Genomic DNA, 25,457 nt, shown 5'->3' with positions numbered 1-25,457 from the left:
TATTTCGTCTCGACGACGTCGGCGCCGACTTCGAGGGCGAGGGTAGTCGATACCCGCGAACCGCCGCGTGGGTCGATGGGGCTCACGCATGCCTCGCAGGCTTTAGGCTGGCGTGGTGACCCCATCGGACTTCGGCCCACCGAAGGGACCTGACCTGCCGCCATTGCGGGACGCCATCGTCGTCGCGGCGTTCGAGGGGTGGAACGACGCCGGTGACGCGGCCAGTGACGCGCTCGAGCATCTGGACGCGATCTGGGAGGCCGAGACGATCGCCGAGATCGACGACGAGTCGTACTACGACTACCAGGTCAACCGGCCGGTGATCCGCCAGATCGACGGGGTGACCCGAGAGCTGGTGTGGCCGTCGATGCGGATCTCGCACTGCCGCCCGCCCGGCGCCGACCGCGACATCGTGCTGATGCACGGCGTCGAGCCCAACATGCGCTGGCGCACGTTCTGCGCGGAACTGCTCAACATCGCCGACAAGCTCAACGTGCAGACCGTCGTCATCCTGGGCGCGCTACTCGCCGACACACCGCACACCCGCCCGGTGCCGGTCTCCGGGTCGGCCTACTCCCCCGAATCCGCGAAGTTCTTCGGTCTGGAGGAGACCCGCTACGAGGGCCCCACCGGGATCGCGGGGGTCTTCCAGGACGCCTGCGTGCAGGCCGGCATCCCAGCGGTGACGTTCTGGGCGGCGGTGCCGCATTACGTGTCGCAGCCGCCGAACCCCAAGGCGACCGTCGCGCTGCTGCGCCGGGTCGAGGATGTGCTCGACATCGAGGTGCCGCTGGCCGATCTGCCGACCCAAGCCGAGGAGTGGGAGGAGGCGGTCACCGAGATGACCGCCGAGGATGAAGAGATCGCCGAATACGTGGCCTCCCTCGAACAGCGCGGCGACGCCGAGGTCGACATGACCGAGGTGCTGGGCAAGATCGACGGCGACGCGCTGGCCGCCGAATTCGAGCGGTATCTGCGCCGGCGCGGGCCGGGTTTCCGGGGCTGACCCCGGCGGTCGGATCAGCCGGCCTTCACCGCCTGCGGCGCCTTCCATGTCCCGTTGAGCGCGTCGGGTTTCGGCCAGTACAGCCGCAGCACCATCTGGAACGGGCCCTTCGGCGCCGGCAGCCAGTTGGACTCCTTGTCGATACCCGGCGAGGCGTTCTGGACGTAGAACGTGTAGCCACCGTCGGGATCGGGGACGAGGCTCGGCAGCATCGGCGAGTTGATGAGGTAGCGCTGCATCGGGTTGGGCACCAACTGGCTGGCCGGCATCTCGTACATCGTCAGCGACCAGAACGCGTTGACCGGCGGCAGCTGCCCCGGCGCGAAGCGGACGGTGTAGTTGTTGGCTCCGGTGAGCGGCTGGCCGGTGGAATCGTTGGTCAGGCCCGGGTAGAGCGCCTCCGCGGCGGTGTTGCCATAGATGCCGAGCACCGCCCCCGCCATGCGGTACAGGTAGTTGCCCTTCAAGTCCTCGGCGGTGCCGAAGAACTGCGCCGAGCCGACCTTGCCGGTCTCGACCTCGTTCTTCTTGAACGTGTTGAACTCGGCCCACGCGTCGGCCATCCCCTCCTCGACGGCCGTGCGCATCTCCGGGGTGAGGGTGTCGGCGTCGAAGCCCCCGTCGGGGCCGATGCCGATACTCGCGAACCGGTTGCGCATATCCCGCTCGTCGGGCAGGACCGGTGCGGTACGCAGCGCGAAGTTGAGGATCTCGAAGAACTGCGGCGAATTCACCTGCTGCTCGGGGGTGAGCGGCGGGACGAAGTCGATCGGCGGCGCGCCCGGCGGCGGCGGGGCGTTGAGGTACACCGACAGCGGCGCCACCTGGTAGCCGGCCTGGATCCGTTTGACGCTCTCGATGTCCGACGGCCCGAACAGCTGTGTCCGGTAGATCACCCCACCGAGGTCGGTCTCCGACCGGATGACCTCGTCGATGCCATCAGGTTTGTCGCCCTGCCAGCCGGGGCCGGCCAGCAGGTATTTCCCGCCGCCGTTGCCGGTGGTGCGGCTGCCGACGTAGGCGATGTTGTTGGTGTAGCCGTTGATGAACTGCAGCGAGTAGTAGCGGTCCTGCTCGATCGGCGGGACGGTCAGCACCAGCGGTTCGGCCCGCAGGTCGGCGCCGAGCATCGAATACGGGGTATCGGAGTTCGGCGTCTGTACCGCCGTGTCCTCCGGTGTGTAAACCCTTGCGGTGCTGTGGATCTCGTTCCAGCCGCCCTTGTACTCCGGATCCTGCTTGTCCACGTAGTAGGCGTACTGCACCCGGTAGTTGTCGACGATCGGGAAGCCGTAGACATAGGCCTCCTTCGCGATCGCGCGGGCCTGCTCGGGGGTGACCGCCGCCGGCGGCGGGGTTTCGGCAGTGGACTGCGGGGCGTCCGTGTCACCGCCCTGGGCACAACCGGCCAGCATCGCGATCGCCGCCAGGGCGGCCAGCCGCCGGATCACTTCTTCAGTCCGTGCGTGCGCGCGCCCAACGACCGCTTCAGCGCGGTGACCTCGGCGTCCATCTGCGGCAGCACCTTCGGCGCGGTCTTCAGCACCGACGCCTGACCCAGCCGGGTCGTCAGCACCGGCTTGCCCCAGCGGATCACCCCGACCCACCACGGACAATAGATGCGCTCCTTACGGCGTTCGATGCCCTTGACGAACGCCTCGCCGCACTTGTCCACCGAGGTGGTCTTGCTCAGCGGCCCGGGCAGCGAATCCAGCATGGTGCGGAAACTCGGCAGATCGGCCTTGGTGTCCTGCACGAGCGGCGTGTCGATCCACGACATGTGCGCACAGCCGACGGTCACACCATGGTGGGCGACCTCGAGGCGCAGCGCATTGGCGAAGTGCTCGACCCCGGCCTTCGACGCGTCGTACGGCGCCATCCCCGGTGCGGCGGCGAACGCGGCCAGCGACGACACCACCAGCACGTAGCCCTTGCGATCGATCACCGACGGCAGCGTGGCACGCACGGTGTTGAACACCCCGACGATGTTGACGTCGAGCACCCGCCGGAAGGCATCCGGGTCCACCACCAGAATCGACCCGTAGCTGGCGATCCCGGCGTTGGCGATCACGATGTCGACCCCGCCGAACCGCGCCACGGCCTGCTCGGCGGCGGACGCCATGGTGGCGAGGTCGCACACGTCGGCGACCACCGTCAGCACCCGATCGTCACCGAGGTCGGCGGCCAGCGTCGCCAGCGGGCCCTCGTCGAGGTCGGTGAGCACCAGGTTGGCGCCCTTGGCGTGCAGCCGCCGGGCCAGTTCTTCACCGACCCCCCGCGCCCCACCGGTGATGAACACGACCTTGCCGCGTACCGAAGTCATGCGTGGAAGCTACTCCACTGCGAGTGCCACGCCGAGCAACGCGTCCACGGCGGTCGCCACGATTCGTGGCGCCGCAGTGTCGTGATCGCCGTCCTCGAGAGCTTCGTCACACCAGGCGTCCAGCGCGGCAAGCGCTTTCGGGGTGTCCAGATCGTCGGCGAGGTAGGTGCGCACCCGCGCGAGCAGGTCGGTCGCGTCCGGGCCCGCGGGCAATGCTGCGGCGCGCCGCCACCGGTCCAGCCGGGTGTGCGCATCGGCGAGCACGTCGTCGCTCCAGAACCGGTCGGCCCGGTAGTGGCCGGCCAGCAATCCGAGGCGGATCGCCGACGGGTCGACACCGTCGGCCCTCAGCCGAGACACCAGCACCAGGTTGCCCCGGCTCTTGCTCATCTTGTGCCCGTCCCAGCCGATCATGCCGGCGTGCACGTAGTGCCGGGCGAATCGCCGCTCCCCCGTGACCGATTCGGCGTGCGCCGCCGAGAACTCGTGGTGCGGGAAGATCAGGTCGCTGCCACCACCCTGGATGTCCAGTCCGGTGCCGATCCGGCTGAGCGCGATGGCCGCGCACTCCACGTGCCAGCCGGGTCTGCCGGGACCGAACGGCGACGGCCAGCTCGGCTCGCCGGGGCGCTCCGCCCGCCACAGCAGGGCGTCGAGTCGGTCGGCCTTACCGGCCCGGTCCGGGTCGCCACCCCGTTCGGCGAACAGGCGCAGCATCGTGGCGTGGTCGTAGTTCGACTCGTAGCCGAACTGGGCGGTTGCGTCGGCGCGGTAGTACACGTCGGGGAACTCGGCTTCAGGTCCAACCGGGTCGACGACGTAGGCGGCGCCGGAGGCCAGCATCTTCTCCACCAGTTCGATCACCTCGGCGATCGCGTCGGTGGCGGCCACGTAGTCCTGCGGGGGCAGCACGCGCAGCGCGGCCATGTCCTCACGGAACAGCTGGGTCTCGCGAGCGCCCAGATCGCGCCAGTCGATCCCGTCGCGGGCGGCGCGCTCGAACAGCGGATCGTCGACGTCGGTGACGTTCTGCACGTAATGGACCCGGTGGCCGGCATCCAGCCACACCCGGTGCACCAGGTCGAACGTCAGGTAGGTGGCGGCGTGCCCGAGGTGGGTGGCGTCATACGGGGTGATGCCGCAGACGTACATGGTGGCCGTCTCGCCCGCCGACACCGGCCGCACCTGGCGGTCGGCGCTGTCGTAGAGCCGCAGTTGCGGACCCCGGCCCGGCAGTACCGGGACGTCCGGCGCGGACCACGATTGCATGGCGTCGACTCTAGGGTGTTCGATCAGGGCAGCCTCCTGCTGGTGCGCAGTCTCCCGCTATGCGACAACGACGCCGACACTTTCATTCCCCCCGATATGCCGAATGGATCGCGCCCAGCAGCACGTCGACCAGTTCGGTGCGGCACATCAGCAGGTCGGGAAGGTACGGATCGCGCCGGTTGTACACCAGCGGGGACCCGTCGAGACGGGATGCGTGCAGGCCGGCGGCCCGCACCACCGCGGCAGGGGCGGCCGAATCCCACTCCCACTGGCCCCCCGCGTGGATGTAGGCGTCGACCTCGCCGCGCACGACGGCCATCGCCTTCGCGCCGGCCGAACCGATGCGGACCATCTCGATGTCCAGGCGGTCGCGCATCCACCACAGCACCGCGGGCGGGCGGGTGGCGCTCGCGGTGATGCGGATCGGCCCGGCGGCGCGCGGAGCGGGCGGTGTCACGGTGTCGGTGCGGTACACCTCGCCGCGGGCGGGCAGCGCCACGGCGGCGTCGGTGAGCCCTCCGGCGTCGCGCTGCCACAACGCGATGTGCACGGCCCAGTCCGAACGGGGCGGCAGCGAGTACTCGCGGGTGCCGTCGACGGGGTCGACGATCCACACCCGGTCGGCGTCGACCCGGGCCGGATCGTCGACGGCCTCCTCGCTGAGCACCGCGTCGTGTGGCCGGTGTTCGCGCAGCCGGTCGAGGATGAGCACGTTGGCGCGTTTGTCGCCGGCATCCCCGAGGTCGTAGGGGTGGTACCAGTCGTACTCCTCACGCAGCGCGACCAACATCTCACCGGCTTCAGCGGCCACCGCGGCGGCCAGCTCGGCATCTGTGTGCATCAGAATGCCGGCCACGGGATCGGACGCCGCCGGTCCGGCGTCGGCATCACCGGATCATCAAGCAGTTCAACGACTCTCGCGCGGAGCGCGGTGATCTCGCGGGCGGTGATGTGGGGCCGCAGCCGGTCGGCGAGCTCCCCGCCGCGCAACTCGTCGCCGAGTCGCCCCACCACCTCGAGGGTTTCGTCGTCGACCGGTTTGCCCGCCCACCCCCACAGCACTGTGCGCAGCTTGTCCTCAGCGTGCAGGCTCACGCCGTGGTCGACGCCGTACACGCGGCCGTCGAGGCCGGCGAGGATGTGGCCGCCTTTGCGGTCGGCGTTGTTGATCAGCACGTCGAACACGGCCATCCGGCGCAGGCGGACGTCGTCGGCGTGCACCAGCGTGACTTCCTCGCCGGCGTAGTCGTAGGCCTGCAGGATCGGCAGATAGCCGGGCGGGATCCGGCCGGCGGGCAGCAGGTCCACAAGATCCAGGCCGGTGGTGGGTTCGTCGTCGCCTGCAGTGTCAACGTCCGCGGTGTCCCCCGGCTGGTCGACCCACCGCTGCACCATTCCCGGACCGGCGGGTCCGTCCCGAATGACGGTGTCGGGCACGATGTTCCAGCCCAGTGCCGCCGATACGAGAAAGGCGCCGTACTCGCGGCCGGCCAGCGTGCCGTCCGGGAAGTCCCACAGCGGCGCCTCACCGGCAACGGGCTTGTACACGCAGTGGATCAGCGCATCGTCTTGGTGCGCCTCACACAGGAAGGTGGCGTTGCTCGCCGAGCGGATCCGGCCGATGACGGTCAGTTCGCCGCATCGCATCACCGTGCCGTCAGGTGCGCCGTCGGGTGCGCCGCCCTCAGGTGTCGGCGTCATCGTCGTCGGTTCCGGCCAGCGCGCCGCGCCGATAGCCGTTGGTGCGCACGCAGATGTGCCCCTCCGGGTCGAGGGGTTCGTCGCACAGCGGGCAGGGCGGGCGGCCTGCGGAGATGACGCGGTTGGACCGGGTCGCAAACTGGCGTGCCGATTCGGGGGTGAGGAACACCCGCACCGCGTCCGGTCCGTCCTCGGCATCGTCGAGCACCACCGAGGCGTCGAATTCGGTGTCGGACACCGCGAGCAGTTCCACGACGATCGTCTGCGCCTCGGAGTCCCACCCGAGCCCCATGGTCCCGACGCGGAATTCCGCGTCGACCGGTGTCACGAGCGGGCTGAGGTCGTCGACCTCGCCGGTGTCGGGCGGGATGGGCGTGCCGAACCGCCGGTTGATCTCCTGCAGCAGCGCGGCGATCCGCTCGGCCAGCACGGCCACCTGCTGTTTCTCCAGGATCACCGACACCACACGCTTGTCGTGCACGGCCTGCAGATAGAACGTCCGGTTTCCGGGTTGCCCGACGGTCCCGGCCACGAAGCGGTCGGGCGTACGGAAGACGTGAATTGCTCGGGCCATGGCACCTTCCAAAATACCGGGTGGCGTGTCAGCCGGTGGAACCGCCGACCACCGCGTCCTCCGGCGGCACCTCGTCCGAACCGTCCTGTTGCCCGTCGGCCGGTGCGGGTTTGGCCATCAACCCGGTGGCCAGCTCGGCGCCGGTGTGGTTGACGTGCACGACGAACGGCCGCAGCGTGGTGTAACGGATCACACTCATCGACGCCGGATCGGCGGTGATGCGCTGGAAGCTGTCCAGATGGGTGCCGAGCGCATCGGCCAGCACGGCCTTGATCACGTCACCGTGGCTGCACGCCAGCCACAGCGTGTCGCCACCGTGCTCCTCGGCCAGCCGCCGGTCGTGTTCGCGGACCGCGGCCACGGCGCGGGCCTGCACCTGCGCAAGGCCTTCGCCGTCGGGGAACACCGCCGCGCTGGGTTGCTGCTGCACCACCGCCCACAGCGGTTCCTTGACCAGGTCGCCGATCTTGCGGCCGGTCCATGCGCCGTAGTCCACCTCGGAGAGCCGCTCGTCGACGACGGGTTCCAGGCCGAGCGCGGCGGCCAGCGGTTCGACGGTGCGCCCGCAGCGCAGCAGCGGGGAGCGCACGATCGCCCGTACCGGCAGTGCGCCGATCCGGCCGACCACGGCCTTGGCCTGTTCGGCGCCGCGCTCGTCGAGGTCGACTCCCTCGCTGCGGCCGGCGAGGGTGTGCGCGGTATTCGACGTCGAGCGGCCGTGCCGCAGCAGGATGACGGTCATTGCGCGGCCACCACGCCCGTCGACAACAAGATCAGCACCACCACACCCAACACCACCCGATAGCCGACGAACCAGTACATGCCATGACGGACCAGGAACCGCAGGAACCAGGCGACCGCGGCGAAGCCGACGACGAACGCGATCACCGTCGCCACCAACAGCTGCGGACCGGTCGCGCTCATCCCCTCGCCCACCGGGGCGAAGGCGTCCGGCAGCGAGAACAGGCCGGAGGCGAACACCGCAGGGATGGCCAGCAGGAAGCCGAATCGAGCGGCCAGTTCGCGGTCGAGCCCGAGGAACAGCCCGGCGCTGATCGTCGCCCCCGACCGCGACACCCCCGGCAGCAGCGCCAGACACTGCGTGAAGCCGACGATCACACCGTCGCGCCAGGTGAGTTGTTCGACGTGGCGGACCTGCCTGCCGAAGTACTCGGCGGCGGCGATGACGGCGGAGAACACGATCAGCGCGATCGCGATGGCCCACAGGTTGCGGGCGGCGGTGCGGATCTCGTCCTTGAGGAGCAGACCGATCACGGCGATCGGAAGCGTGCCGATGATCACATACCAGCCCAGCCGGTAGTCGGCGTCGCGGTGTTCGGGTCGACGCAGTCCGCGGAACCAGGCCGTCACGATACGGGCGATGTCCCGGGCGAAATAGACCAGTACGGCCACTTCGGTGCCCAGCTGGGTGACGGCGGTGAACGACGCGCCCGCGTCGTCGTCGAAGAACACCCGCGACACGATCGCGAGATGCCCGGATGACGACACCGGCAGGAATTCGGTGAGGCCCTGCACGACGGCGAGGACGATGACCTGCAACCACGACATGGCCGGTGCGTCGATCACGACGAAGACCGTACCGTGGCGGGCGTGTCAGCGACCGGGTCGCGCCACCGGTTGGGCCGAGGAGACCGCGTCGCGCACGGCGGCCGCCAGGCTGCGCTCGTCGGTGAGATCGATGTCGGTGAGCTTGCGGGTTGCCGAGGCGACCACGTCGTCCTCGGTGGGGACCGGGGCGCGCAGGCGGGGCCGGTACACCTCGACGACCAGGTACTGGCGCTCGAGGTGGAACGAGAAGCTGCGGCCGTCGCCGATCTGGCCGAACCCACTGGCATGCACGCCCGTGGAGATGTCTTCGAACACGAACCCAGCGCTGTCCGGGTGTCTCTCGGTGACCAGCGTCATACCCCGACCATAGCTTGAGTTATGGAGGCCCCGACCCCGAACGCAGGAATTGGACCGGTCCAATCCTGCCTAGACTGGCCCACCAACCCACGAATGCCGACACCGTCCGTTCGCACAACCCGAGAGCTACCCCGTGCCGCTGCGCCTCAACCTCCGATCCCAGCCGCTGATCGCCGCACTCGCCGCACTGGCAGTCGGCACCGCCGGCTGTTCGTCGAACCCGGTCGACGCGCCACCGCCCACCATCACCCCCGCCTCGGCCGCGGCCTCACCCCCGGTCACCGGCGCACCCGAGGGCACGGTGCGGCCGCTCGGGCCCGATTCCCGGTCCGCGCTGTTCGATCCGGCCACCCGGTCACTGGTGGTACTTGGGCCGGGGCCGGAGGGACAGTCGGCGCTGACGGTGCTGCCCCCCGCAGCGGCGCCGCGCACCGTGCTGACACCCGGGCCGGCGACGGCGATGACCGGTGACGGCGACGGCGGCCTCTACCTGTCCACCCGGGGCGGATACCTGCGGGTCGACGTGGCCGCGGGTGCGGTCGACCAGGTCGACGTGGACGGTGAGGCGGACACCGACTTCACCGCCATCGCCCGGCGCGAGGACGGACGCCTGGTACTCGGCACGTCCGACGGCGCGGTGCTGACGCTGGCTTCCGACGCCGCCGTGGAGGCCCGGCTGGGGATCTTCGCGCGGGTGGATGTGCTTGTCACACAGGGGAATACGGCCGTCGTGCTGGACCGCGGGCAGACCTCGGTGACGACGGTCGACGCCAGTGGGACGAAGGCAGCCCAGGCCCTGCGCGCCGGTGAGGGCGCGACCACCATGGCCGCCGATCCGCAGGGCCGGGTGCTGGTCGCCGACACCCGCGGGGACGCACTGCTGGTGTTCGGCACGGACCCCTTGATCATGAGGCAGCGCTACCCGGTCCCCGACGCCCCGTACGGCCTGGCCGGGTCGACCGGGCTGGCCTGGGTGTCGCAGACGGCGACCAACACCGTGATTGGCTACGATCTGTCCACCGGAATACCCGTCGAGAAGGTGCGTCACCGAACCGTGCAGCAACCGAACCTCCTCGCCTACGACGATGCGTCTGGCACGCTGTATGTGGTGTCAGGGACGGGAGCGGGCGTGCAGGTCCTCACAGATGCGGCGGAGCCGCGGTGAGCGTCGCACGCGGCCGGATGCCCGCGGCCTGGGACAAGGTGGTCGCCGAGGCGTCCGACGACTGGGAGTGGGTGCCGCTGCGGTTGCCGCCCGATGTCACCAGGATCAGCGCGTCGATCCGGCTGTCCATCGAGGCCGAATACCGCGGCTGGGAGCTGACCCGGGTGCGGGCCTACACCGACGGCAGCCGCCGGGTGTTGTTGCGCCGACGCAAGACCGCGGGTGCGGCGGAGCAACCGGGACAGTGACCGGCTATCACGCGCTGCGGCGGGTGCTCTTCCTGATCTCCCCCGAGCGCATCCACACCTGGGTGTTCGCGATGCTGCGCGCCCTCACCGCGCCGCGCCCGCTGCGCCGAGCACTGCGCGCCCGCCTCGCACCGAGTGATCCCGTGTTGGCCAGCACCGTGTTCGGGGTGCGGTTCGCCGGGCCGCTCGGGCTGGCGGCGGGCTTCGACAAGGACGGCCACGGGCTGCACACCTGGGCCGCGCTGGGTTTCGGGTTCGCCGAGGTGGGCACCGTGACCGCCCATCCGCAGCCCGGTAATCCGCAGCCGCGGTTGTTCCGCCTGCCCGCCGACCGGGCGCTGCTCAACCGCATGGGGTTCAACAACGACGGCGCGGCCCGGCTGGCGCAGCGCCTCACCCGGCACACCCCCGACGCGCCCGTCGGCGTGAACATCGGCAAGACCAAGACCACCCCGGCCGAGCAGGCGGTCGACGACTACGCGCACAGCGCCCGGCTGCTCGGCCCGCTCGCCACGTTCGTGGTGGTCAACGTCAGCTCACCGAACACCCCGGGCCTGCGCGATCTGCAGGCGGTGGAGTCGTTGCGCCCCATCCTGTCCGCGGTGCGTGCCCAGACCTCGACACCGGTGCTGGTCAAGATCGCGCCCGACCTGTCGGACGCCGACGTCGACGAAATCGCCGATCTGGCAATCGAATTGGGGTTGGCCGGGATCGTCGCCACCAACACCACGGTGTCGCGCGACGGGCTCATGACGCCGGGGGTGGCCGACCTCGGTCCGGGCGGCATCTCCGGCGCCCCGGTCGCCGCCCGCTCCCTCGAGGTGCTGCGCCGGCTGTACCGCCGGGCCGGTGACCGGTTGGTGCTGGTCAGCGTCGGTGGCATCGAGACCGTCGACGACGCGTGGGAGCGCATCATCTCCGGCGCGTCGCTGCTGCAGGGTTACACCGGCTTCGTCTACGGGGGCGGCCTGTGGGCCAAGCACATTCACGACGGGCTCGCTCAGCGTCTGCAGGCCGAGGGCTTCGCATCGCTGTCTGAGGCGGTGGGCACCGCCCTGCGCGATGCCTAGAGCGCGTTGACCCAGAACGCCCAGCGCGGGTCGGCCATCTTCATCCGGGCCCGCATCAACTTCCAGTAGCCGTACTTGTGGTAATCGAAGTCCCAGCTGTTGTTCAGCTGCTGGTTCACGCAGGCCCACAGCCCCCACTTCACGTCGGCCAGGGCGCCGCACACCTGAACGCGTGCCAGGGTCGCGAAATCCGCCCTGCCGTAGAAGTCCTCCACGAGTTCGAGCATCTGCTCCTCGCCGTAGAACATCTCCGTGATCAACAGCGCGAGCTCGTAGGCGCGTTCGTTGTTCGACGCGAACTCGTAGTCAACCATCCGCATCGGTTGACCCTCGGCGACGAGGAAGTTGCCGGGCATCGGATCGTTGTGGCAGGCCACCAGATCCAGCCCGGACGCCAGCAGCGCCGCCTTGACCACCCGGTACTCGCCGAGTATCAACTCTGCGTCCGCGGGCAGGCGCACGCCGATCTCGGTCGCCTGGTCCAGATGCTCGTCGATCATGTCGAACATCGTCTTGGTCCCGCTCAACAGCGAACCGTCGTGCAGCGCCCGGTAGATCTCGATGATCCGGCGCGGGATGCCGGGGTCCTTGAAATCGCCGTTGGTGCAGGCGCGGTAGCCCTCGAGGAATTCGATGACCTCGACCCCGCTGTCCGGATCGAAGTGGACCACCTCCGCACCGATGCCCCGTTCCCCCGCGCGCCGGGCGGCCTCGTTGGCCAGGTCGCGGTCGATGAACGCATCGGACCCGTCGCCGGGGATCTTGAGGAAGTAGCGCTTGTCCGCACCGTCGACGGTGATGCGCCAGTTGCTGTTCTGCAGACCACCGAGCACCGGGGCGTAGTGCACGTCGCTGCCCTGCCACCGCGTGATCTGCGCGAGCACCTCCTCGACCCGCCGTTCGGCCGCGGTACGGGCGGAGCCGAGCGCCCGGTTGCCGGTGTCGTCGGGGGCGGTCACGCTCACAGGTTTCCCAATCGGTCGTGGAAGTGCACGTCGGTCAGCCAGGCCCGGGCCCGCACGAACTGCCAGTCCGAGAACTTCGAGTACTCCAGGGTGCCGGGGCGGGCGGTGTCGGCGTAGGCACCGATCAACCCCCAGCGCACACAGTCGGCGACGCCGTACACCCGGGCGCGGTCGAACAGCGCCTGATCGAAGCTGCCCCAGGCCATTTCGAACGCGGCGCGCCCTTCCGAGTCGAAGGGACGCACCTCGGCCAGCAGCACCCCGATGTCCTGCAGCGGGTCCATCACCGCCGCGACATCCCAGTCGACAAGGAGCATGCGGCCGTCAGCGGGCAGCAGGACGTTCGAGACGTTGCCGTCACCGTGCGCCGGTACCGTGTCGAAACCCGTTGCCATGATTCGCTTCTCGGCCATGTCCAGCAGGCGGCACATCCACGCGAAGTCGGTGGGCGTCGGCACCGACCGCGCGGCGGCCAAGGCCGACAGGGTCCGGATGTCGTCGAACACCGTGGCCCGACGGGTGATGGCGGTGAAATCGCGCACCTGCGCGCGCAGCGCGATCAGCTCTGCGAGCCGGGTGTCGTCGTCGAACACGTCCAGCGTCGCCGTGTGTGCGTCCTCGACGAAGTTCTCCTGCACCAGGAGTGACGCCGCCGCGTCGGCGGCGAACACCCGCGGCCCCACCCCACGCTCACCGGCTTCGGTCGCCGCGGCGAAGGCCTGGGTGATGTCCACGTACGCGCCGACGTGGGACGCCATGGCCTTGACGAACACCCGCTGTGCACCGGCACGCACGTCGAAGCCTTCGGAGTCCGCACCCCACCAGCTGGGGCTGGCCATCACCGGGGTGGGGTCGGCGGTGATGTCGGTGCCGGAGAACAACCCCAGCGCCCGCAATCGCGCAGCCACCGGTGGTTCGGTCACAGTGGTCATGGTCGGCCTCCTGCTGTCTGGGCCGCGGTCACCGGCCAGTCGAGGGTGAACGGCCGGCGGGCTTCGAGCCACTTGGTGAGTCGCAGCACGTCGCGGTCGGCGAATCGGGGGCCGATCACCTGGATTCCCACCGGCATCCCGTCGCTGCGGCCGAAACACAGCGCCGACGCGGGCTGTGCAGTCTGGTTGAACCACGCGGTGAACCCGCAGTGCCCCAGCGGCTTCGCGGGGTCCACTCCGCACGCGTCGGCGGCGAACCCGACAACCGGGATGACGGGCGCGATGACGAAATCGTAGGCGGCGCAGGCGCTGCGCATCCGTTCAGCAGAGCGCGCGACGGCGTCGGTGTCGCGCGCGAGATCGGTCGCGGACAACTGCCCGGCGGGTGCGCACCACTGCCGGATCGCCGGGTGCACCAGGTGGTGGCGATCGGACGGGATGCTGTGCAGTTCGGCCAGCGCGCGGACCTGGAACATCCGGTCCAGCGGCCGGTGGGCGTCCTCGGTGAACACCGGCGCCATGGTGGAGACGGTCGCGCCGCCGTCGCGCAACGCATCGGCGGCGTCGCCGAGGACGGCCCGCACGTCGTCGGCCACCTCCGCGCCGTATCCCAACTCAGTGAGCACTCCGATGCGTAATCCGTTCGGAAGCAACGGTTCCCGCACCATCGCTCCGACCTCGGGGGCGAGGCTCCAGAGGTCGCGGTCATCAGGCCGGCTCAGCACGTCGTAGAGGTCCATGACGTCGTCGGCCGTGCGTGCCATCGGTCCGGCGGAACGCACGGTGGACGGCGCGAGGTGCGGGATGCGGCCCTGGGTCGGTTTGAGCGCCACCAGACCGCAGTGGCCCGCAGGTAACCGCACCGAACCCGCGATGTCCGACCCGACCGCGGAGAACCCGATACCGGCGGCCAGGCTCGCACCCGCGCCCGAGCTCGACCCGCCGGTGTTGCGCGACGGATCCCACGGATTGCGGGTGATGCCGTACAGCGAGCTCACCCCGGCGGCCATCATGCCGAAATCGGGCATCGTGGTCTTGCCGACGATGACGGCGCCCGCCTCTTTCAGCCGCGCGGCCGGCGGCGCGTCGCCGGTGGAATCCGGGAGGTGGCGATTCGCGGCGCAGCCATGGCGCCACGGCATGCCCGTGGCGTGCACACTGTCCTTGATGGTCACCGGGAGGCCGTCCAGCGGGGAGCGGGGCGTGCCTGCCGCCCAGCGCTCGCCCGAGGCGCGCGCCGCATCCCGCGCCGACTCGACCGCGACGAACGCCAGCGCGTTGATCACCGGGTTGGTCCTGTTGATGCGGTCCAGGGTGTGTTCGAGGATGTCCTGCGGTGTCACTTCGCCTGTGCGATAGGCCGACCGCAGTGCCTCGGCAGGAGTGTCGAGCAACTCCTCGCTCACGTGAGACTGGCCGCCTCGAGTGCGCCGCCGACCGTCGCGCGGGCGGTCGCGGTGAGCATCCGCAGGCCCGCCACCATCTGCTCGTCGGTGGTGTATTCGCGCTCGTTGTGCGAGATGCCGTCGACGCTGGGGACGAACAACATCACCGTGGGGACCGTGTCGCGCAGGTTCACCGAGTCGTGGCCGGCCATCGTCGGCAGCGTCCGCCACCGCAGTCCCAGCCCATCGGCGGCCTCCCCGGCCAGCGCGATACCGGCGGGGTGATAGCCGCCCGCGGGCCGCAGCGCCGCCGAGTCCACCCGCACCACGACCTCACCGCCGTCGGAGATGCCGGCCCACCGGTCGAGCAGCGAGAGGTGCGCCCGCTCCAGCACATCGGCGTCGAGCGAACGCAGGTCGGCGGCCAGCCGCACCCGCGACGGCACGACCACCGGCGAATTCGGTTCGACCACGAAATGCCCGACGGAACCGAGCACGGTGTCGGGGCCGAACTGGTCGGCCACGGCCCGCACCGCCAGCACCACCTCGCTGGCGCCGACGAGCGCGTCGTGGCGGTAGCGCATGTGGGTGGCCCCGGTGTGGGACTGGTCACCGAGCACGGTCACCGCGTACTTGTAGGCCGTCCAGTTCTCGGTGACGACGCCGATGTCGAACCCCTCGTCGACCAGGGTGCGGCCCTGTTCGATGTGGATCTCGACGAACGCGCCGGCCTTCGGCGCGTCGTCGGATCCCTGGAACCCGATGGCGGACAGCGCGTCCCGCACGGTGACACCGTCGAGGCCCACGGTGTCGAGCACCTCGGCGGCGCTGCGTTTGCCGGTGTAGACGGCGCTGCCCATCAGGCTCGGGGAGAACCGCGAGCCTTCCTCGTTGAACCAGTTGACCGCCGCCACGTTGAAACGGGGACCGACCGGCGGGTCGGCGGCCACCGCCGCGGCGGCGTACGCCCCGGCCAGGACACCGTAGGCGCCGTCGAACCGGCCCGAGGTGGGCTGGCTGTCCAGGTGCGATCCGATCAGCACGTAGGGGGCGTCGGTGTCCGATTCCGCGCAGTCGAACTCCGCACAGCCGAACATGTTTCCGACCGCGTCGACCCGGGTGGTCAGGCCGTGCCGGTCGAACCAGCCGCGCAGCCACTCGCGCGCCTGTCCGTCGGCGGCGGTGGCGGCTTCCCGGTCGACACCGCCGCTCGGGGTGGCCCCGATCGCCGACAGCTCGGCGAAGTCGGCCAGGAACGCCGCCGCGTCGAGGTCCGCCGTCATCACACCGTCCCGTCCGCCGCAGCGGCCCGCTCCCGGGACTCCTTGGCCATGTCGTGCAGCTGATCGTCGAGCGATTCGTCAACCGGTGCGGCGCCGCGCACCGTGGTCTTGGCGGCCTCGAACATCGCCTCCACCCTGGCCTTCTCGGTGTCGTCGGGTCGGATGAGCAGGGCGGCACCGAGGTACACCGCGAGGTTGACGAGGATACCGACGATCCCGCCGGTGAGGCTGCCCAGCGCGCGGATGTCGTCGGGGTAGATCCACGTCAGCACCATGGCGACGACGAAGCCGGAGACCATCCCGGCCACCGCACCCTGCTTGTTGCCGCCGCGCCAGAAGATGCCGAGGAACAGCGGCACCGCCAGCTGCACGACACCCTGATAGGAGATCTGGGCGAGCAACTGCAGGCGGGTCATGCTGAACGTGGCATAGGCGACGACGCCGGCCAGCACCATGAACACCATCATCGACGTCTTCGCCACGTAGGTGAGCTGCTTGTCCGACAGCGGCCGCTTCTCGGTGTTGACCAGGTCGTTCGCGATCTGCAGACCGCAGACCTGCACGCTGCCGTCGATGTGGCCCATGGAGGCGGCGAACACGATCGTGACGCCGAGGCCCAGCAGCCACGTGCCGCCGTAGTCGCTCATGATGGTGAACCAGCCGGCCTGCGGGTTGTCCGCGACGCCCGCCATCCCGGTCCCGGCGATGCCGACCAGCATGAGCAGGGTGTAGAAAACGCCGGAGATCAGCACGGTGCACAAGGTTCCGGATTTCACCGACCGCACGCTCGAGGCGGTGTAGATGCGCTGAAAACTGGTGGGCCAGCACAGCGACCCGACCACACCGGTGAAGATCAGGGCGAAGATATACAGCGGTCCGTACGCGTCGCCGTCGCCGGGGAGCACCAGGTACTTGTCCGCGACGTCACCGAGTGCGGCGAAGCTGACCGGCCCGCCGGCCACCCCGGAGAGCAGGATCAGGCACACGACCGCCGCGAACACGTAGGCCACCGTGCCTTGGAACGCGTCGGTCATGATCAGCCCGCGCATACCCATCCGCACGGTCCAGTACTGGCGGATGACGATCACCGCCAGACCGACGAGCAGACAGGTCGTCACCGACCAGGCGCCGTCGCTGGCCAGCTCGAATACCGTGCCCAACGCCTGCATCCCGAGCACCACCCAGGGGAACAGGGAGACGATGCCGATGACGCTGGCGACCACCTTGACCGCGGGTGAGTTGAACCGCTTGCCCAGCAGGTCGGGCTGCGAGCGCAGATCGTAACGCTTGCCCCACCGCCATGCGCGGGTGGCCATGAAGTACATCATCGCCACACCGAGAGTCGAGTAGGCCAGCCCGTACAGGCCGAAAACCCCTGCGCCCGCGGCCAATCCGAAGAACGCGATGAAGGTGGAGCCGGGCCACCACGAGTTGACGTAGCTCATCGCGACATACCACGGGCCGTACCGCCGCCCACCGACCGCGTACTCGTCGAAGGTGGGCGCGGTCTTCTGTTGAGTGACATAGAGAATGGCGACGACCACGGCGTAGAACGCCGCGAGCATACCGAGCATGACCCACATATCAGCCTCCGAAATTCTCGGTCACGGGTTCGGTCGAGTCGTCGTCGAGTTCACCGCGGATGTGCTCGACGATGTAGAACGCGGTGAGGGTCAGTCCGAGCACCAGGGCGTTGATGATCCAGTACATGATGGCGAAGGGGATCCCGAGGATCTCGTAGCGGACCCCGCTGCCCCAGAGGTACAGCGGCGGGAAGAGGGCGAACAGCAGCGCGACCGCGTACAGCGCGCCGAAGAAGATGACGATACTGCGCCGTTCCAGCCGTTTGATCATCGCTGTCATACTCGAATCCCTCGCTCGTGGTTGGTGTGTGCGGGCGCGACCCACGGCAGCAGCGCGTCGTGGATCAACCCGTTGGTGGCGATTCCGTTGCCCGCGTCGATGACGCGACGTCCGTCGAGACTGGTGAAGCGGCCCCCGGCTTCCTCGATGATCACCGGCATCGGCGCCAGATCGAAGGCGTGCGCGCGGTAGTCGACGACCCCGTCGGCATGGCCGCAGGCGACCATCGCATAACCGAACGCGTCACCCCAGGTACGCAGCACCACGCCTTGGCTGTGCAGGTCGCCGATGACACCGGCGTCCCAGTCTTCGAGCCAAGTCGCCATCACGTACGCACCGTCGAGGGCAGGCCGGTCCGACACATGCACCCGCACTCCGTTGCGCCAGCAGCCGTGGCCGCGCTCGGCGTGCACGACCACATCCGCGCCGGGCAGGTTGATGACCCCGAAGACGATCTCGTCACCCTGTTGCAGGGCAACGAGATTCGCATACAGCGGCACACCGCGAACGAAGGACTTCGTACCGTCGATCGGGTCGACGATCCACCGGTAGCCGCTGTCGCCATCGGTATCGGGGTACTCCTCACCGGAGAACCCGTCGCCGGGGAACCGGGTGGCGACGGCGTCGCGCAGGGCGAGCTCGATCTCGCGGTCGGCCCGGGTGACCGGTGATCCGTCGGCCTTCACCTCGACGTCCAGACCGCGGGTGTCGAAGTAACGGCGCGACATCCGGCCCGCCTCCTCGGCCATGGCCAGGCCCAGCCGGACGCGCTCGGTGCGGGTGTCGGTCACGGACTTCACGATCCCGCTAGACCATTTCTGGTTCGTTCGGCGTCGTGTTAAGCCCACGTAACGCTGTCGGGGCGGAGGTGCAGCCAGGGAACTGCCCGCACTACCGTGAGCGTCATGCTTGCGCTGGCACACGCGCACACCGCGCTCCGGCGACTCGCCGACGAGCTGACCGCCAGGGGCGAAGCCAGGCTGCCCACCGAGCGGGCGCTGGCCGAGCGTCTGGGCACCTCGCGTACGACGGTACGCAAAGCACTCGAGCTGCTCGAGTCCGACGGCACGATCGAGCGGGTCCGGGGCCGCGCGGGCGGCGCTTACCTCACCGGGGTGCCCGCACGGGACGTGTCACCGCAGGCAGCCCAGCCGTACTGCCACAGCCGCAGCGTGCTGCGCAGCCTCAACACGGTCAAGGGGATCCCCGAGATCCTGCACGAGCAGGGCTTCGCCGGCGGCACGTCGGTGATCCGCGCGGGATGGGTGTCGTCCCGCCCGGATGTCGCATCAGCGCTGCGGCTGTCCCCCGGTGAGCAGGTGGTCTCCCTGCTGAGGCTGCGCCACGCCGACGGGGACACCCTGTCGCTGGAACAGATGTATCTGCTCCCCGAGCTGGCCGGCGTGCTGAGCACCCCTATGAGCTCCCTCTACCGCACGCTGCGCACCCAGTTCGGACTGCAGATCTGCGTGGCCGACGAGTCCATCGAGGTGGCGGCGGTGCCGGCGGCCGAGGCCGCCCTGCTCGGCCGGACCGCCGGGAGCCCCGTGCTGAAGGTGCTGCGCACGGGCTACGACCAGCACGACCGCGCGGTCGAGTACTCGATCGACCTGTTCCGCGCCGACCGCACGCGCCTGCACGTGCGGTCGCAGTCGCAGATCAGCGCCCGTCCGATCTAGCGCTACTGCTCGTAAGTCCCGTGGATGATCGCGCGGGCGATGGCGTGGCTGAAGAGGTTGAACCCGAGGTAGGCCGGGGTGGCGTCCTCGGGGATGTCCAGCTTCTCGACGTCGACGGCGTGCACGACGATGAAGTAGCGGTGCGGCCCGTGTCCGGGCGGCGGGGCGGCGCCGACGAAGCGCTTCATCCCGGCGTCGTTCGCCAGCGTCACCGCATCACCCGGGAAGCCCTTCGCGCTGCCGTCACCCACACCCGCGGGCAGTTCGGTGACGGTGGCGGGCAGGTTGAAGACCGCCCAGTGCCAGAAGCCGGACCCGGTGGGCGCATCGGGGTCGTAGACGGTGACGGCGAAGCTGCGCGTCTCCTCGGGGAAGCCCGACCACGACAGCTGCGGCGACACGTCGGAGCCGCCGGCCCCCATCAGCCCGCTCACCTGATCGTTGGCCAGCGGCTGCCCGTCGGTCACCGACTCGGAGGTCAGCGTGAACGAGGGCAGTTCGGGGAGGAACTCGTAGGGGTTGTACGGAAAAGCCATGATGTCCTTTTCTCTCTGGGTGAGCACTTCAGAAATTGCAGTTCAGTACGGCATCATGCGAAACCAAGAGTGGTTCAGTCCGCACACAGTCCGCAACACGGCTCGAGTTTCCGACGATGGCGGGCAAGCGAGGGCAGCGCGCAGGCGTGGAGGACCGATGGCATCGCTCGGTTCGGCGGGGCGAGAGTCCCAATAATTCGGACAGCGGCGGAACGGCTGGGACGTGGTGCATCGACACCAAGCATGGCACCCCAGGCACCACGGTGTGTATAGCCCGCCATGGCACCGGTCGCCGCTGGATGGCGCGCTGGGTTGACCACCAGGGGCAGGAACGCACCGCATCCTACGACCGCAAGGTGGACGCGCGGCAGCGAATCAACCAGGTGAACGGCCGAGATTCAGACCGGCGGCTATGTCGACCCACGGATGTCGGTGACGACGTTCGGGGTGGTGGCCGAGGAGTGGTACACCGCGATAGAGCAAAAGCTCAAAGCATCCACTAGTGGCGGATACCGAGGCTTGCCCGATGCGACGATCCTCCCGCGCTGGGAGAAGGTTCCTCTTCGAGAGATCGACGTGTCGGACCAATTGCACCCGTGCTTCGCCGTCGCCCAGCGCGTGGTGGGAACCCACTGCCCGCACGCGAAGGGTTAGAGACCATTCTTCGTCGACAGGCGGCGCCGCAAAGGGTGCAGCCCCCCGCCGGCTGGCGATGCCGAACGACGGCCAATGGCGTCTCGACTTTGATTCGACTGATTGGAAATGGGTTCCCAGAGGGTTGGCGGCTGCCGGTCGCCGGCCTCTCGGCACCCTTGCCCAGACCGCCCTATATCTCCCTTCGGGAGGGGCGGCTTCCAGGCGTCGTTGACCTAACGGGCCGCGGATCTGCTCGTCTCGATTCGAGGCGGCGGTGCGCCTTTATTGCGCCGTGTCGCCCGCATCCGGTTTGAGGTCACCGAATCGTGGGCTCCATCAGCAGCAACTACAAATTGCCGGGTCCCCGCCCCACCATCGGCCGCTATCCTCGATACACGAGCAACACCGGCACGCGAGGAGGCGATCGTGCCCGAACAGGTCAGAGTTACGCCGGAAGACCTGCATGTCTCCGCAGCTACGCTCGACACCCATGCTGACAACGTGCAGTCCAAACACCTCGCGGCGGACGCCCGGATAGATTCCGCGCAGCCCGGTCTACCTGCGAATTCAGCCGCGGCTACAGAAGCGGCGATGTCAAAGTGGCAAGCCGATACGTCGAAGCTATTCGGACGAATGATCGATCACGCGGACGGCTTGCGGACGGGGGCGGCGGCCTATCAGAACGTCGACCTCGACTCCGCCTCAAACGTTCGAGACGCGGCCAGCGAACTCGACCTCGGTCTCTAGACGGTGACCGTCTCCGTCGAAGACATCGATCGCTGGAACTCCGGCGATGTCCGCGAAGTTTTTCACGCCACGCGAAGCCGTGCCGAAGCCGCTTCCGAAGCCGCGAACGGTATCGCAGAATTGCCGGCGTTCGGGACATGGGGTGGTCAGGCGTCGGAGTCCGCGAGGGATGCGATTAACGAAACGCGGCGGGACCTCAATGCTCATGGTGAGGAAGCGCTGGCCGTCGCACAGGCCGCGAGCAAGGCCGCGGACGATGTTGACAAAGTGAAGGCGGATCTAGCCAACCTGCGGGCGGAGGCCGAAGGCGCCGGCATGGCAATCGACCCGATCAGCAACACCGTAGAGGCGGGACCAGGGTCAGCCGGCGTACCGCCGATGGAGGTGCTCCTCAAACAAGTGGAGCTTCAGCCCAAGCTCGACGCCATCCTCGCGGAAGCCGCCCAGGCAGACCAGGAACTGTCGCGGGCCATCGCCATGGCCACTGGCCAGGCGCCGATCCCCGACACCCCCCACACGAACGACCCGGCAATCCAGGAGGCACTAGGCAAGCCCTTGCCGGATGACCCGGAGCAGTTCAATGAGTTGTGGGACAAGCTGGATCAAGAGGAGAAGGATTACCTCTACGCCAGAGACCACAGCATCGGCAACCACCCTGGCATGCCATTCGTCGACCGGAGCCACTACAACAAGCTGCACCTCACGGAGCTACAGCAAGCCAACCAAGCTGAAATCGACCGTCTTGCACTAGAACATCCTGAGTGGACCGACGGGCGATCGAATGTACCGAATCCGAGTCCGCCGGGATTCAGAGACTTCAAGACGCAGTGGGACAACGCGCAGCGCGAGCGGCAAGGATACGAACAAGTGCAGAAGTCGCTCGACTCACCCGACGGCCTCCCTCGCTACCTCGGGTTTATCGACGACCAGGGTCACGCCGCAGTGTCCATCAACGATCCTGACACCGCTAAGCGGAATGGAACGTTCGTGCCCGGCACCGGGCAAGACCTCACCCGCCTTGAGTTCAGCACGGAGAAATCAGAAGCGATGCTGCAAGCGACCTTGAATGCGGACCGGAACCTTCGCCCCGATGATGTGTCCATGACGACGTGGATGGGCTACGACCGGCCGATGAACGTCATCACTGACGCGCCGTCGACGAGCTATGCGCACAATGGTGCTCAGGCTCTCGACGACTTCCAAGCCGGCATGCGAGCCTCGCACGACGACGTCGCGGCGGGCGGCGCGTCGACCAACACGGTTATCGGCCACAGCTACGGCGCGACTCTGGTCGGCGCCGCGGGGATGGACGGCCACCATCTGGATGCCAACAACGTTGTGTCGGTGGGCGGGCCAGGCATGTTGGCCGACAACGCCGGGCAGCTCAGCCTTCCCGACGGCGCCCAGGTATACGCATCGCGCGCGGAGAACGACGTCATCGGGATCGCTACCTACGCCACGCTCGGACCGGACCCAATGGGCAGCAGCTTCGGCGCAGTCCCATTCGAAGCAGCAGCCGGGCCAACAAGCAACTTCGGGGTCGACGCACACAGCAGCTATTGGAGTCCTGACAACCCCGCCCTTCTCAACATGGGCCGGATCATCGCCGGAAAGCCTGAGGGCCTTACGCCACCTACCTTCACGCCATGACAGGGGTCGTTATGCGCAAGGCGATCATCATCGCCGTCAGCACAGCCGCGATCACCGCCGCGGCATGCGCAGGACCGGAGTCAGGTTCACTCGGACCGGCAGTGCCTACAGGTGCCACGGAGATACCAGGAGGACCGATGGAGCAAGTGCCGACCCCCACATCGCCCGTCGTTCCATCGAGCCAACGGGAAGCGCAGGACACCATCAACCGCTACTTGGTGCAGACGGTCAACGCCTTGCCCAGAGGCACAAGCCTCGACGGAACCCGCTACGCGATCGGTAACGGCACCTCATTCTGCGAGGACGATCCAACCGCTGACGACCCGCCCGTGAAGGTCACCGACTGGCGCGATATGACTTTTCCGCCAGGAACGAACTACGGCGCGGTAATCGCTCAGGTTGGTGAACTTTGGAAAAGTTGGGGCTGGCAAGTATTGGAGCGCAATGGATTCGATAAGCCGAACCGCTTTGGTTACGCTCCCGACGGTTACATCTTGCAGATCGGCTCGCGGCCTGACCCGAGCCAACCGCCCTCGCTTATCGCCTCCTCGCCGTGCTTCCCGCAGAGTAGAGAAGGTGACGTTGAAAAATCGCTGGTGATCGAACAATCGGCGGGCTGACTGCCGAGGCCGAGGCCAACGCTGACTTACCGCCGGGCTGCTCGCCGGTCACTTCACCGACTAAGCGAGGTGCCGCTCGGCGACGGTCGCCTTGTATAGGCCGACGATCTGGAATCGGGCACGCACCGATCAGGTGGGAAAACCAGCGGCGGTTGGTTGGGCCAGTTCCGGCGTAAGTGGGTGGGTCGGCTGTGTAATCGGAGCGTTATTCGGCCAGGGCTCGCGTCGGCTCGCCGCCCCTCCGTGGGATCGTCCCCCCGTCACTGCGACGGGGGGACGTTCGTCGCTTCGGGGCTAAGCCGCATCAGGTCTCTCACATCTTCCGGGAAACTCTGGCACAGTCCGCAGGACAGTCCGCAGCACACCACACCACGGCTCAAAATCACTCGTGCGGTATCGAAAACGACGGGCGTGAGATGTACTGCGCCACAATACAACCAGTCAAACTAGTTCCGATTCGCTCCAATTGACTCTCCATAGCTCGCGACCTGCCGAATCACACTACGAAAAGCCATGATGTCCTTTCGCGTGGGCGGGACCGCTCAGCAGTGCTCGAGAAAGTGTTGCAGAACCTGGGCGCCGAATTCGAGGGCGTCGACCGGAACCCGTTCGTCGATGCCGTGGAACAGCGCCGCGAAGTCGAGTTCCGGTGGCAGCCGCAGCGGGATGAACCCGAAGCAGCGAATCCCCAACCGCTGGAACGACTTCGCGTCGGTCCCGCCGGAGAGCATGTAGGGCACGGTGCGGGCGTCGGGGTCCAGCGCCAGCAGCGAGGCGTTCATCTGCTCGACGAGGTCGCCGTCGAACGTCGTCTCGTACGACGGCAGGTCGCGCTCCCAGGACCGGACCACGTCGGGCCCGATCAGCGCGTCGACCTCGCGTTCGAACGCCTCCTTGCGGCCCGGCAGCACGCGGCAGTCCACCATGGCCTCCGCGGTCTGCGGGATCACGTTGGCCTTGTACCCCGCGCTGAGCATCGTGGGGTTGGCGGTGTCGCGCAGCGTGGCGCCGACGATGCGGGCGATGCCGCCGAGCTTGGCGATCGTTCCGTCCAGATCCGGCGAGTCCACGTCGAACGAGTACCCGGTCTCCTCGGCGACGGCGGTCAGGAACTGCTCGACGGGGTCGGTGAGGATCAGCGGGAACTGGTGGCGCCCCAGTTTCGCGACGGCCTCGGCGACGGCGGTGACCGCGTTGTCATCGTGCACCATCGATCCGTGCCCGGCCCGGCCGCGCGCGGTGAGCCGCATCCACGACAGACCCTTCTCGGCCGTCTCGATGAGGTAGAGGCGGCGCTCGCCGCCGTCGCGGCGCGGCACCGTCAGCGAGAAGCCGCCGACCTCACCGATCGCCTCGGTCACGCCGTTGAACAGATCGGGCCTGTTGTTCACCAGCCAGTCCGCGCCGTAGGTGCCGCCGTGTTCCTCGTCGGAGACGAAGGCGAACACCAGGTCGCGGGGCGGCACGATGCCGGCGCGTTTGAAGTGGCGGGCGACGGCGATCATCATCCCGCACATGTCCTTCATGTCGACCGCGCCGCGGCCCCACACGTAGCCGTCGTGCACCGCGCCGGCGAACGGGTGCACGCTCCAGTCGGCCGGTTCGGCCGGCACCACGTCGAGATGGCCGTGGATCATCAGCGCGCCGCGCGTCGGGTCGGCACCGGGCAGGCGGGCGAAGACGTTGCCCCGGTTCGGCGCGCCGGCCTCCAGGTATTCGCATTCGTAGCCGACCTCGGTGAGTTGGGCCGCGACCCAGCGCGCACAGTCACCTTCGCCCTTGGTCGTGGCCGGGTCTCCGGTGTTGGAGGTGTCGAAACGAATCAGCGAGCTGACGAGCTCGACCACCTCATCCGCGGGTCCTGTCACAGTGTCCATTC

General features: G+C 68.5%; 26 protein-coding genes. 8 read left to right on the top strand and 18 right to left on the bottom strand.

Annotated elements, in window-relative coordinates; genetic code table 11:
- The first annotated feature begins 115 nt into the window (after window positions 1-115).
- Window positions 116-1,006, top strand: a complete 891-nt coding sequence (locus tag I7X18_RS12015) for a PAC2 family protein (RefSeq protein WP_193047422.1) — start codon at window positions 116-118, stop codon at window positions 1,004-1,006.
- 14 nt (window positions 1,007-1,020) lie between these two features.
- Here the strand turns inward: I7X18_RS12015 and I7X18_RS12010 are convergent, their stop codons facing one another.
- From I7X18_RS12010 to I7X18_RS11970, 9 genes are all read right to left on the bottom strand, one after another.
- Complete coding sequence (locus I7X18_RS12010; protein ID WP_193047421.1) at window positions 1,021-2,457, bottom strand: DUF1254 domain-containing protein; 1,437 nt, start codon at window positions 2,455-2,457, stop codon at window positions 1,021-1,023.
- Window positions 2,454-3,329, bottom strand: a complete 876-nt coding sequence (locus I7X18_RS12005; protein WP_193047420.1) for an SDR family oxidoreductase — start codon at window positions 3,327-3,329, stop codon at window positions 2,454-2,456. Before I7X18_RS12005 ends, I7X18_RS12010 begins: the two co-directional genes overlap by 4 nt.
- 9 nt (window positions 3,330-3,338) lie before the next feature.
- Window positions 3,339-4,598 (bottom strand): cysteine--1-D-myo-inosityl 2-amino-2-deoxy-alpha-D-glucopyranoside ligase, encoded by a 1,260-nt coding sequence (mshC, locus tag I7X18_RS12000; protein ID WP_193047419.1) that lies wholly within the window; start codon window positions 4,596-4,598, stop codon window positions 3,339-3,341.
- An 82-nt stretch (window positions 4,599-4,680) separates the two neighbouring features.
- Window positions 4,681-5,439 (bottom strand): 3'(2'),5'-bisphosphate nucleotidase CysQ, encoded by a 759-nt coding sequence (locus I7X18_RS11995; protein WP_193047606.1) that lies wholly within the window; start codon window positions 5,437-5,439, stop codon window positions 4,681-4,683.
- On the bottom strand, window positions 5,439-6,299 hold the full coding sequence (locus I7X18_RS11990; RefSeq protein WP_226864071.1) for an Rv2133c family protein: 861 nt from the start codon (window positions 6,297-6,299) through the stop codon (window positions 5,439-5,441). The genes I7X18_RS11995 and I7X18_RS11990 overlap by 1 nt, the downstream gene beginning before the upstream one ends.
- The gene (locus I7X18_RS11985; RefSeq protein ID WP_193047418.1) at window positions 6,283-6,873 is read right to left on the bottom strand and encodes an Rv2134c family protein; all 591 of its coding nucleotides are present in this window, start codon (window positions 6,871-6,873) and stop codon (window positions 6,283-6,285) included. The genes I7X18_RS11990 and I7X18_RS11985 overlap by 17 nt, the downstream gene beginning before the upstream one ends.
- A gap of 28 nt (window positions 6,874-6,901) precedes the next feature.
- The gene (locus tag I7X18_RS11980; protein ID WP_193047417.1) at window positions 6,902-7,615 is read right to left on the bottom strand and encodes a histidine phosphatase family protein; all 714 of its coding nucleotides are present in this window, start codon (window positions 7,613-7,615) and stop codon (window positions 6,902-6,904) included.
- Window positions 7,612-8,442, bottom strand: a complete 831-nt coding sequence (locus I7X18_RS11975; RefSeq protein WP_193047604.1) for an undecaprenyl-diphosphate phosphatase — start codon at window positions 8,440-8,442, stop codon at window positions 7,612-7,614. The genes I7X18_RS11980 and I7X18_RS11975 overlap by 4 nt, the downstream gene beginning before the upstream one ends.
- 45 nt (window positions 8,443-8,487) lie before the next feature.
- Window positions 8,488-8,799: a hypothetical protein gene (locus tag I7X18_RS11970; protein ID WP_193047416.1), complete on the bottom strand. Its 312-nt coding sequence runs from the start codon at window positions 8,797-8,799 to the stop codon at window positions 8,488-8,490.
- Between the two features lie 133 nt (window positions 8,800-8,932).
- On the opposite strand from I7X18_RS11970, the gene I7X18_RS11965 reads away from it, so the two are divergent.
- The 3 genes from I7X18_RS11965 to I7X18_RS11955 are packed head-to-tail and all read left to right on the top strand — an operon-like array spanning window position 8,933 to window position 11,282.
- Entirely contained in the window at window positions 8,933-9,964 is a 1,032-nt protein-coding gene (locus I7X18_RS11965; protein ID WP_193047415.1) for a YncE family protein, read from the top strand.
- Between the two features lie 17 nt (window positions 9,965-9,981).
- On the top strand, window positions 9,982-10,212 hold the full coding sequence (locus I7X18_RS11960) for a DUF5703 family protein (RefSeq protein WP_193047603.1): 231 nt from the start codon (window positions 9,982-9,984) through the stop codon (window positions 10,210-10,212).
- Window positions 10,209-11,282 (top strand): quinone-dependent dihydroorotate dehydrogenase, encoded by a 1,074-nt coding sequence (locus tag I7X18_RS11955; protein ID WP_193047414.1) that lies wholly within the window; start codon window positions 10,209-10,211, stop codon window positions 11,280-11,282. The genes I7X18_RS11960 and I7X18_RS11955 overlap by 4 nt, the downstream gene beginning before the upstream one ends.
- Here I7X18_RS11955 and I7X18_RS11950 read toward each other — a convergent pair.
- From I7X18_RS11950 to I7X18_RS11920, 7 genes are read right to left on the bottom strand one after another with little or no spacing between them, the layout of a single operon-like run.
- Window positions 11,279-12,241, bottom strand: coding sequence for a choline/ethanolamine kinase family protein (locus tag I7X18_RS11950; protein ID WP_232375460.1), 963 nt, complete (start codon window positions 12,239-12,241; stop codon window positions 11,279-11,281). The genes I7X18_RS11955 and I7X18_RS11950 overlap by 4 nt on opposite strands.
- Before the next feature lie 2 nt (window positions 12,242-12,243).
- Window positions 12,244-13,179: a phosphotransferase gene (locus tag I7X18_RS11945; protein ID WP_193047412.1), complete on the bottom strand. Its 936-nt coding sequence runs from the start codon at window positions 13,177-13,179 to the stop codon at window positions 12,244-12,246.
- The gene (locus tag I7X18_RS11940; protein WP_193047411.1) at window positions 13,176-14,585 is read right to left on the bottom strand and encodes an amidase; all 1,410 of its coding nucleotides are present in this window, start codon (window positions 14,583-14,585) and stop codon (window positions 13,176-13,178) included. The genes I7X18_RS11945 and I7X18_RS11940 overlap by 4 nt, the downstream gene beginning before the upstream one ends.
- The gene (locus tag I7X18_RS11935; RefSeq protein WP_193047410.1) at window positions 14,582-15,847 is read right to left on the bottom strand and encodes a M20 family metallo-hydrolase; all 1,266 of its coding nucleotides are present in this window, start codon (window positions 15,845-15,847) and stop codon (window positions 14,582-14,584) included. The genes I7X18_RS11940 and I7X18_RS11935 overlap by 4 nt, the downstream gene beginning before the upstream one ends.
- Window positions 15,847-17,421: a sodium:solute symporter family protein gene (locus I7X18_RS11930; RefSeq protein WP_226864069.1), complete on the bottom strand. Its 1,575-nt coding sequence runs from the start codon at window positions 17,419-17,421 to the stop codon at window positions 15,847-15,849. The genes I7X18_RS11935 and I7X18_RS11930 overlap by 1 nt, the downstream gene beginning before the upstream one ends.
- A gap of 10 nt (window positions 17,422-17,431) precedes the next feature.
- Complete coding sequence (locus I7X18_RS11925; RefSeq protein WP_193047408.1) at window positions 17,432-17,710, bottom strand: hypothetical protein; 279 nt, start codon at window positions 17,708-17,710, stop codon at window positions 17,432-17,434.
- A complete protein-coding gene (locus I7X18_RS11920) occupies window positions 17,707-18,501 on the bottom strand; it encodes an inositol monophosphatase family protein (RefSeq protein WP_193047407.1) in 795 nt (264 codons plus the stop codon). The genes I7X18_RS11925 and I7X18_RS11920 overlap by 4 nt, the downstream gene beginning before the upstream one ends.
- A gap of 114 nt (window positions 18,502-18,615) precedes the next feature.
- On the opposite strand from I7X18_RS11920, the gene I7X18_RS11915 reads away from it, so the two are divergent.
- Window positions 18,616-19,389, top strand: a complete 774-nt coding sequence (locus I7X18_RS11915; protein ID WP_193047406.1) for a GntR family transcriptional regulator — start codon at window positions 18,616-18,618, stop codon at window positions 19,387-19,389.
- Window positions 19,390-19,391: 2 nt separating this feature from the next.
- Here I7X18_RS11915 and I7X18_RS11910 read toward each other — a convergent pair whose 3' ends face one another.
- Window positions 19,392-19,925, bottom strand: a complete 534-nt coding sequence (locus I7X18_RS11910) for a YbhB/YbcL family Raf kinase inhibitor-like protein (protein ID WP_193047602.1) — start codon at window positions 19,923-19,925, stop codon at window positions 19,392-19,394.
- Between the two features lie 1,062 nt (window positions 19,926-20,987).
- Here I7X18_RS11910 and I7X18_RS11905 point away from each other — a divergent pair.
- The 3 genes from I7X18_RS11905 (at window position 20,988) to I7X18_RS11895 (ending at window position 23,578) form a co-directional block, all read left to right on the top strand.
- On the top strand, window positions 20,988-21,308 hold the full coding sequence (locus I7X18_RS11905; protein ID WP_193047404.1) for a WXG100 family type VII secretion target: 321 nt from the start codon (window positions 20,988-20,990) through the stop codon (window positions 21,306-21,308).
- 3 nt (window positions 21,309-21,311) lie between these two features.
- Window positions 21,312-22,958: an alpha/beta hydrolase gene (locus I7X18_RS11900; RefSeq protein WP_193047403.1), complete on the top strand. Its 1,647-nt coding sequence runs from the start codon at window positions 21,312-21,314 to the stop codon at window positions 22,956-22,958.
- A 137-nt stretch (window positions 22,959-23,095) separates the two neighbouring features.
- Window positions 23,096-23,578, top strand: a complete 483-nt coding sequence (locus I7X18_RS11895) for a hypothetical protein (protein ID WP_193047402.1) — start codon at window positions 23,096-23,098, stop codon at window positions 23,576-23,578.
- Between the two features lie 542 nt (window positions 23,579-24,120).
- On the opposite strand, the gene I7X18_RS11890 is transcribed toward I7X18_RS11895, so the two are convergent.
- Complete coding sequence (locus I7X18_RS11890) at window positions 24,121-25,455, bottom strand: M20/M25/M40 family metallo-hydrolase (protein WP_193047401.1); 1,335 nt, start codon at window positions 25,453-25,455, stop codon at window positions 24,121-24,123.
- Window positions 25,456-25,457 lie beyond the last annotated feature (2 nt).

The sequence above is a fragment of the Mycolicibacterium baixiangningiae genome (genome assembly GCF_016313185.1).
In the GTDB taxonomy this organism is placed as follows: domain Bacteria; phylum Actinomycetota; class Actinomycetes; order Mycobacteriales; family Mycobacteriaceae; genus Mycobacterium; species Mycobacterium baixiangningiae.
Note: the sequence above shows the minus strand (reverse complement) of the source record. Positions and strands in the feature narration are given on the sequence as shown.

Bases quoted from the DNA above. Each gene is read 5' to 3' on its own strand.
- I7X18_RS12005 (WP_193047420.1), bottom strand. From the start codon at position 3,329: ATGACTTCGGTACGCGGCAAGGTCGTGTTCATCACCGGTGGGGCGCGG.
- mshC (WP_193047419.1), bottom strand. From the start codon at position 4,598: ATGCAATCGTGGTCCGCGCCGGACGTCCCGGTACTGCCGGGCCGGGGT.
- I7X18_RS11995 (WP_193047606.1), bottom strand. From the start codon at position 5,439: ATGCACACAGATGCCGAGCTGGCCGCCGCGGTGGCCGCTGAAGCCGGT.
- I7X18_RS11990 (WP_226864071.1), bottom strand. From the start codon at position 6,299: ATGACGCCGACACCTGAGGGCGGCGCACCCGACGGCGCACCTGACGGC.
- I7X18_RS11985 (WP_193047418.1), bottom strand. From the start codon at position 6,873: ATGGCCCGAGCAATTCACGTCTTCCGTACGCCCGACCGCTTCGTGGCC.
- I7X18_RS11980 (WP_193047417.1), bottom strand. From the start codon at position 7,615: ATGACCGTCATCCTGCTGCGGCACGGCCGCTCGACGTCGAATACCGCG.
- I7X18_RS11975 (WP_193047604.1), bottom strand. From the start codon at position 8,442: ATGTCGTGGTTGCAGGTCATCGTCCTCGCCGTCGTGCAGGGCCTCACC.
- I7X18_RS11970 (WP_193047416.1), bottom strand. From the start codon at position 8,799: ATGACGCTGGTCACCGAGAGACACCCGGACAGCGCTGGGTTCGTGTTC.
- I7X18_RS11960 (WP_193047603.1), top strand. From the start codon at position 9,982: ATGCCCGCGGCCTGGGACAAGGTGGTCGCCGAGGCGTCCGACGACTGG.
- I7X18_RS11945 (WP_193047412.1), bottom strand. From the start codon at position 13,179: ATGACCACTGTGACCGAACCACCGGTGGCTGCGCGATTGCGGGCGCTG.
- I7X18_RS11935 (WP_193047410.1), bottom strand. From the start codon at position 15,847: ATGACGGCGGACCTCGACGCGGCGGCGTTCCTGGCCGACTTCGCCGAG.
- I7X18_RS11930 (WP_226864069.1), bottom strand. From the start codon at position 17,421: ATGCTCGGTATGCTCGCGGCGTTCTACGCCGTGGTCGTCGCCATTCTC.
- I7X18_RS11925 (WP_193047408.1), bottom strand. From the start codon at position 17,710: ATGACAGCGATGATCAAACGGCTGGAACGGCGCAGTATCGTCATCTTC.
- I7X18_RS11915 (WP_193047406.1), top strand. From the start codon at position 18,616: ATGCTTGCGCTGGCACACGCGCACACCGCGCTCCGGCGACTCGCCGAC.
- I7X18_RS11910 (WP_193047602.1), bottom strand. From the start codon at position 19,925: ATGGCTTTTCCGTACAACCCCTACGAGTTCCTCCCCGAACTGCCCTCG.
- I7X18_RS11895 (WP_193047402.1), top strand. From the start codon at position 23,096: ATGGAGCAAGTGCCGACCCCCACATCGCCCGTCGTTCCATCGAGCCAA.
- I7X18_RS11890 (WP_193047401.1), bottom strand. From the start codon at position 25,455: ATGGACACTGTGACAGGACCCGCGGATGAGGTGGTCGAGCTCGTCAGC.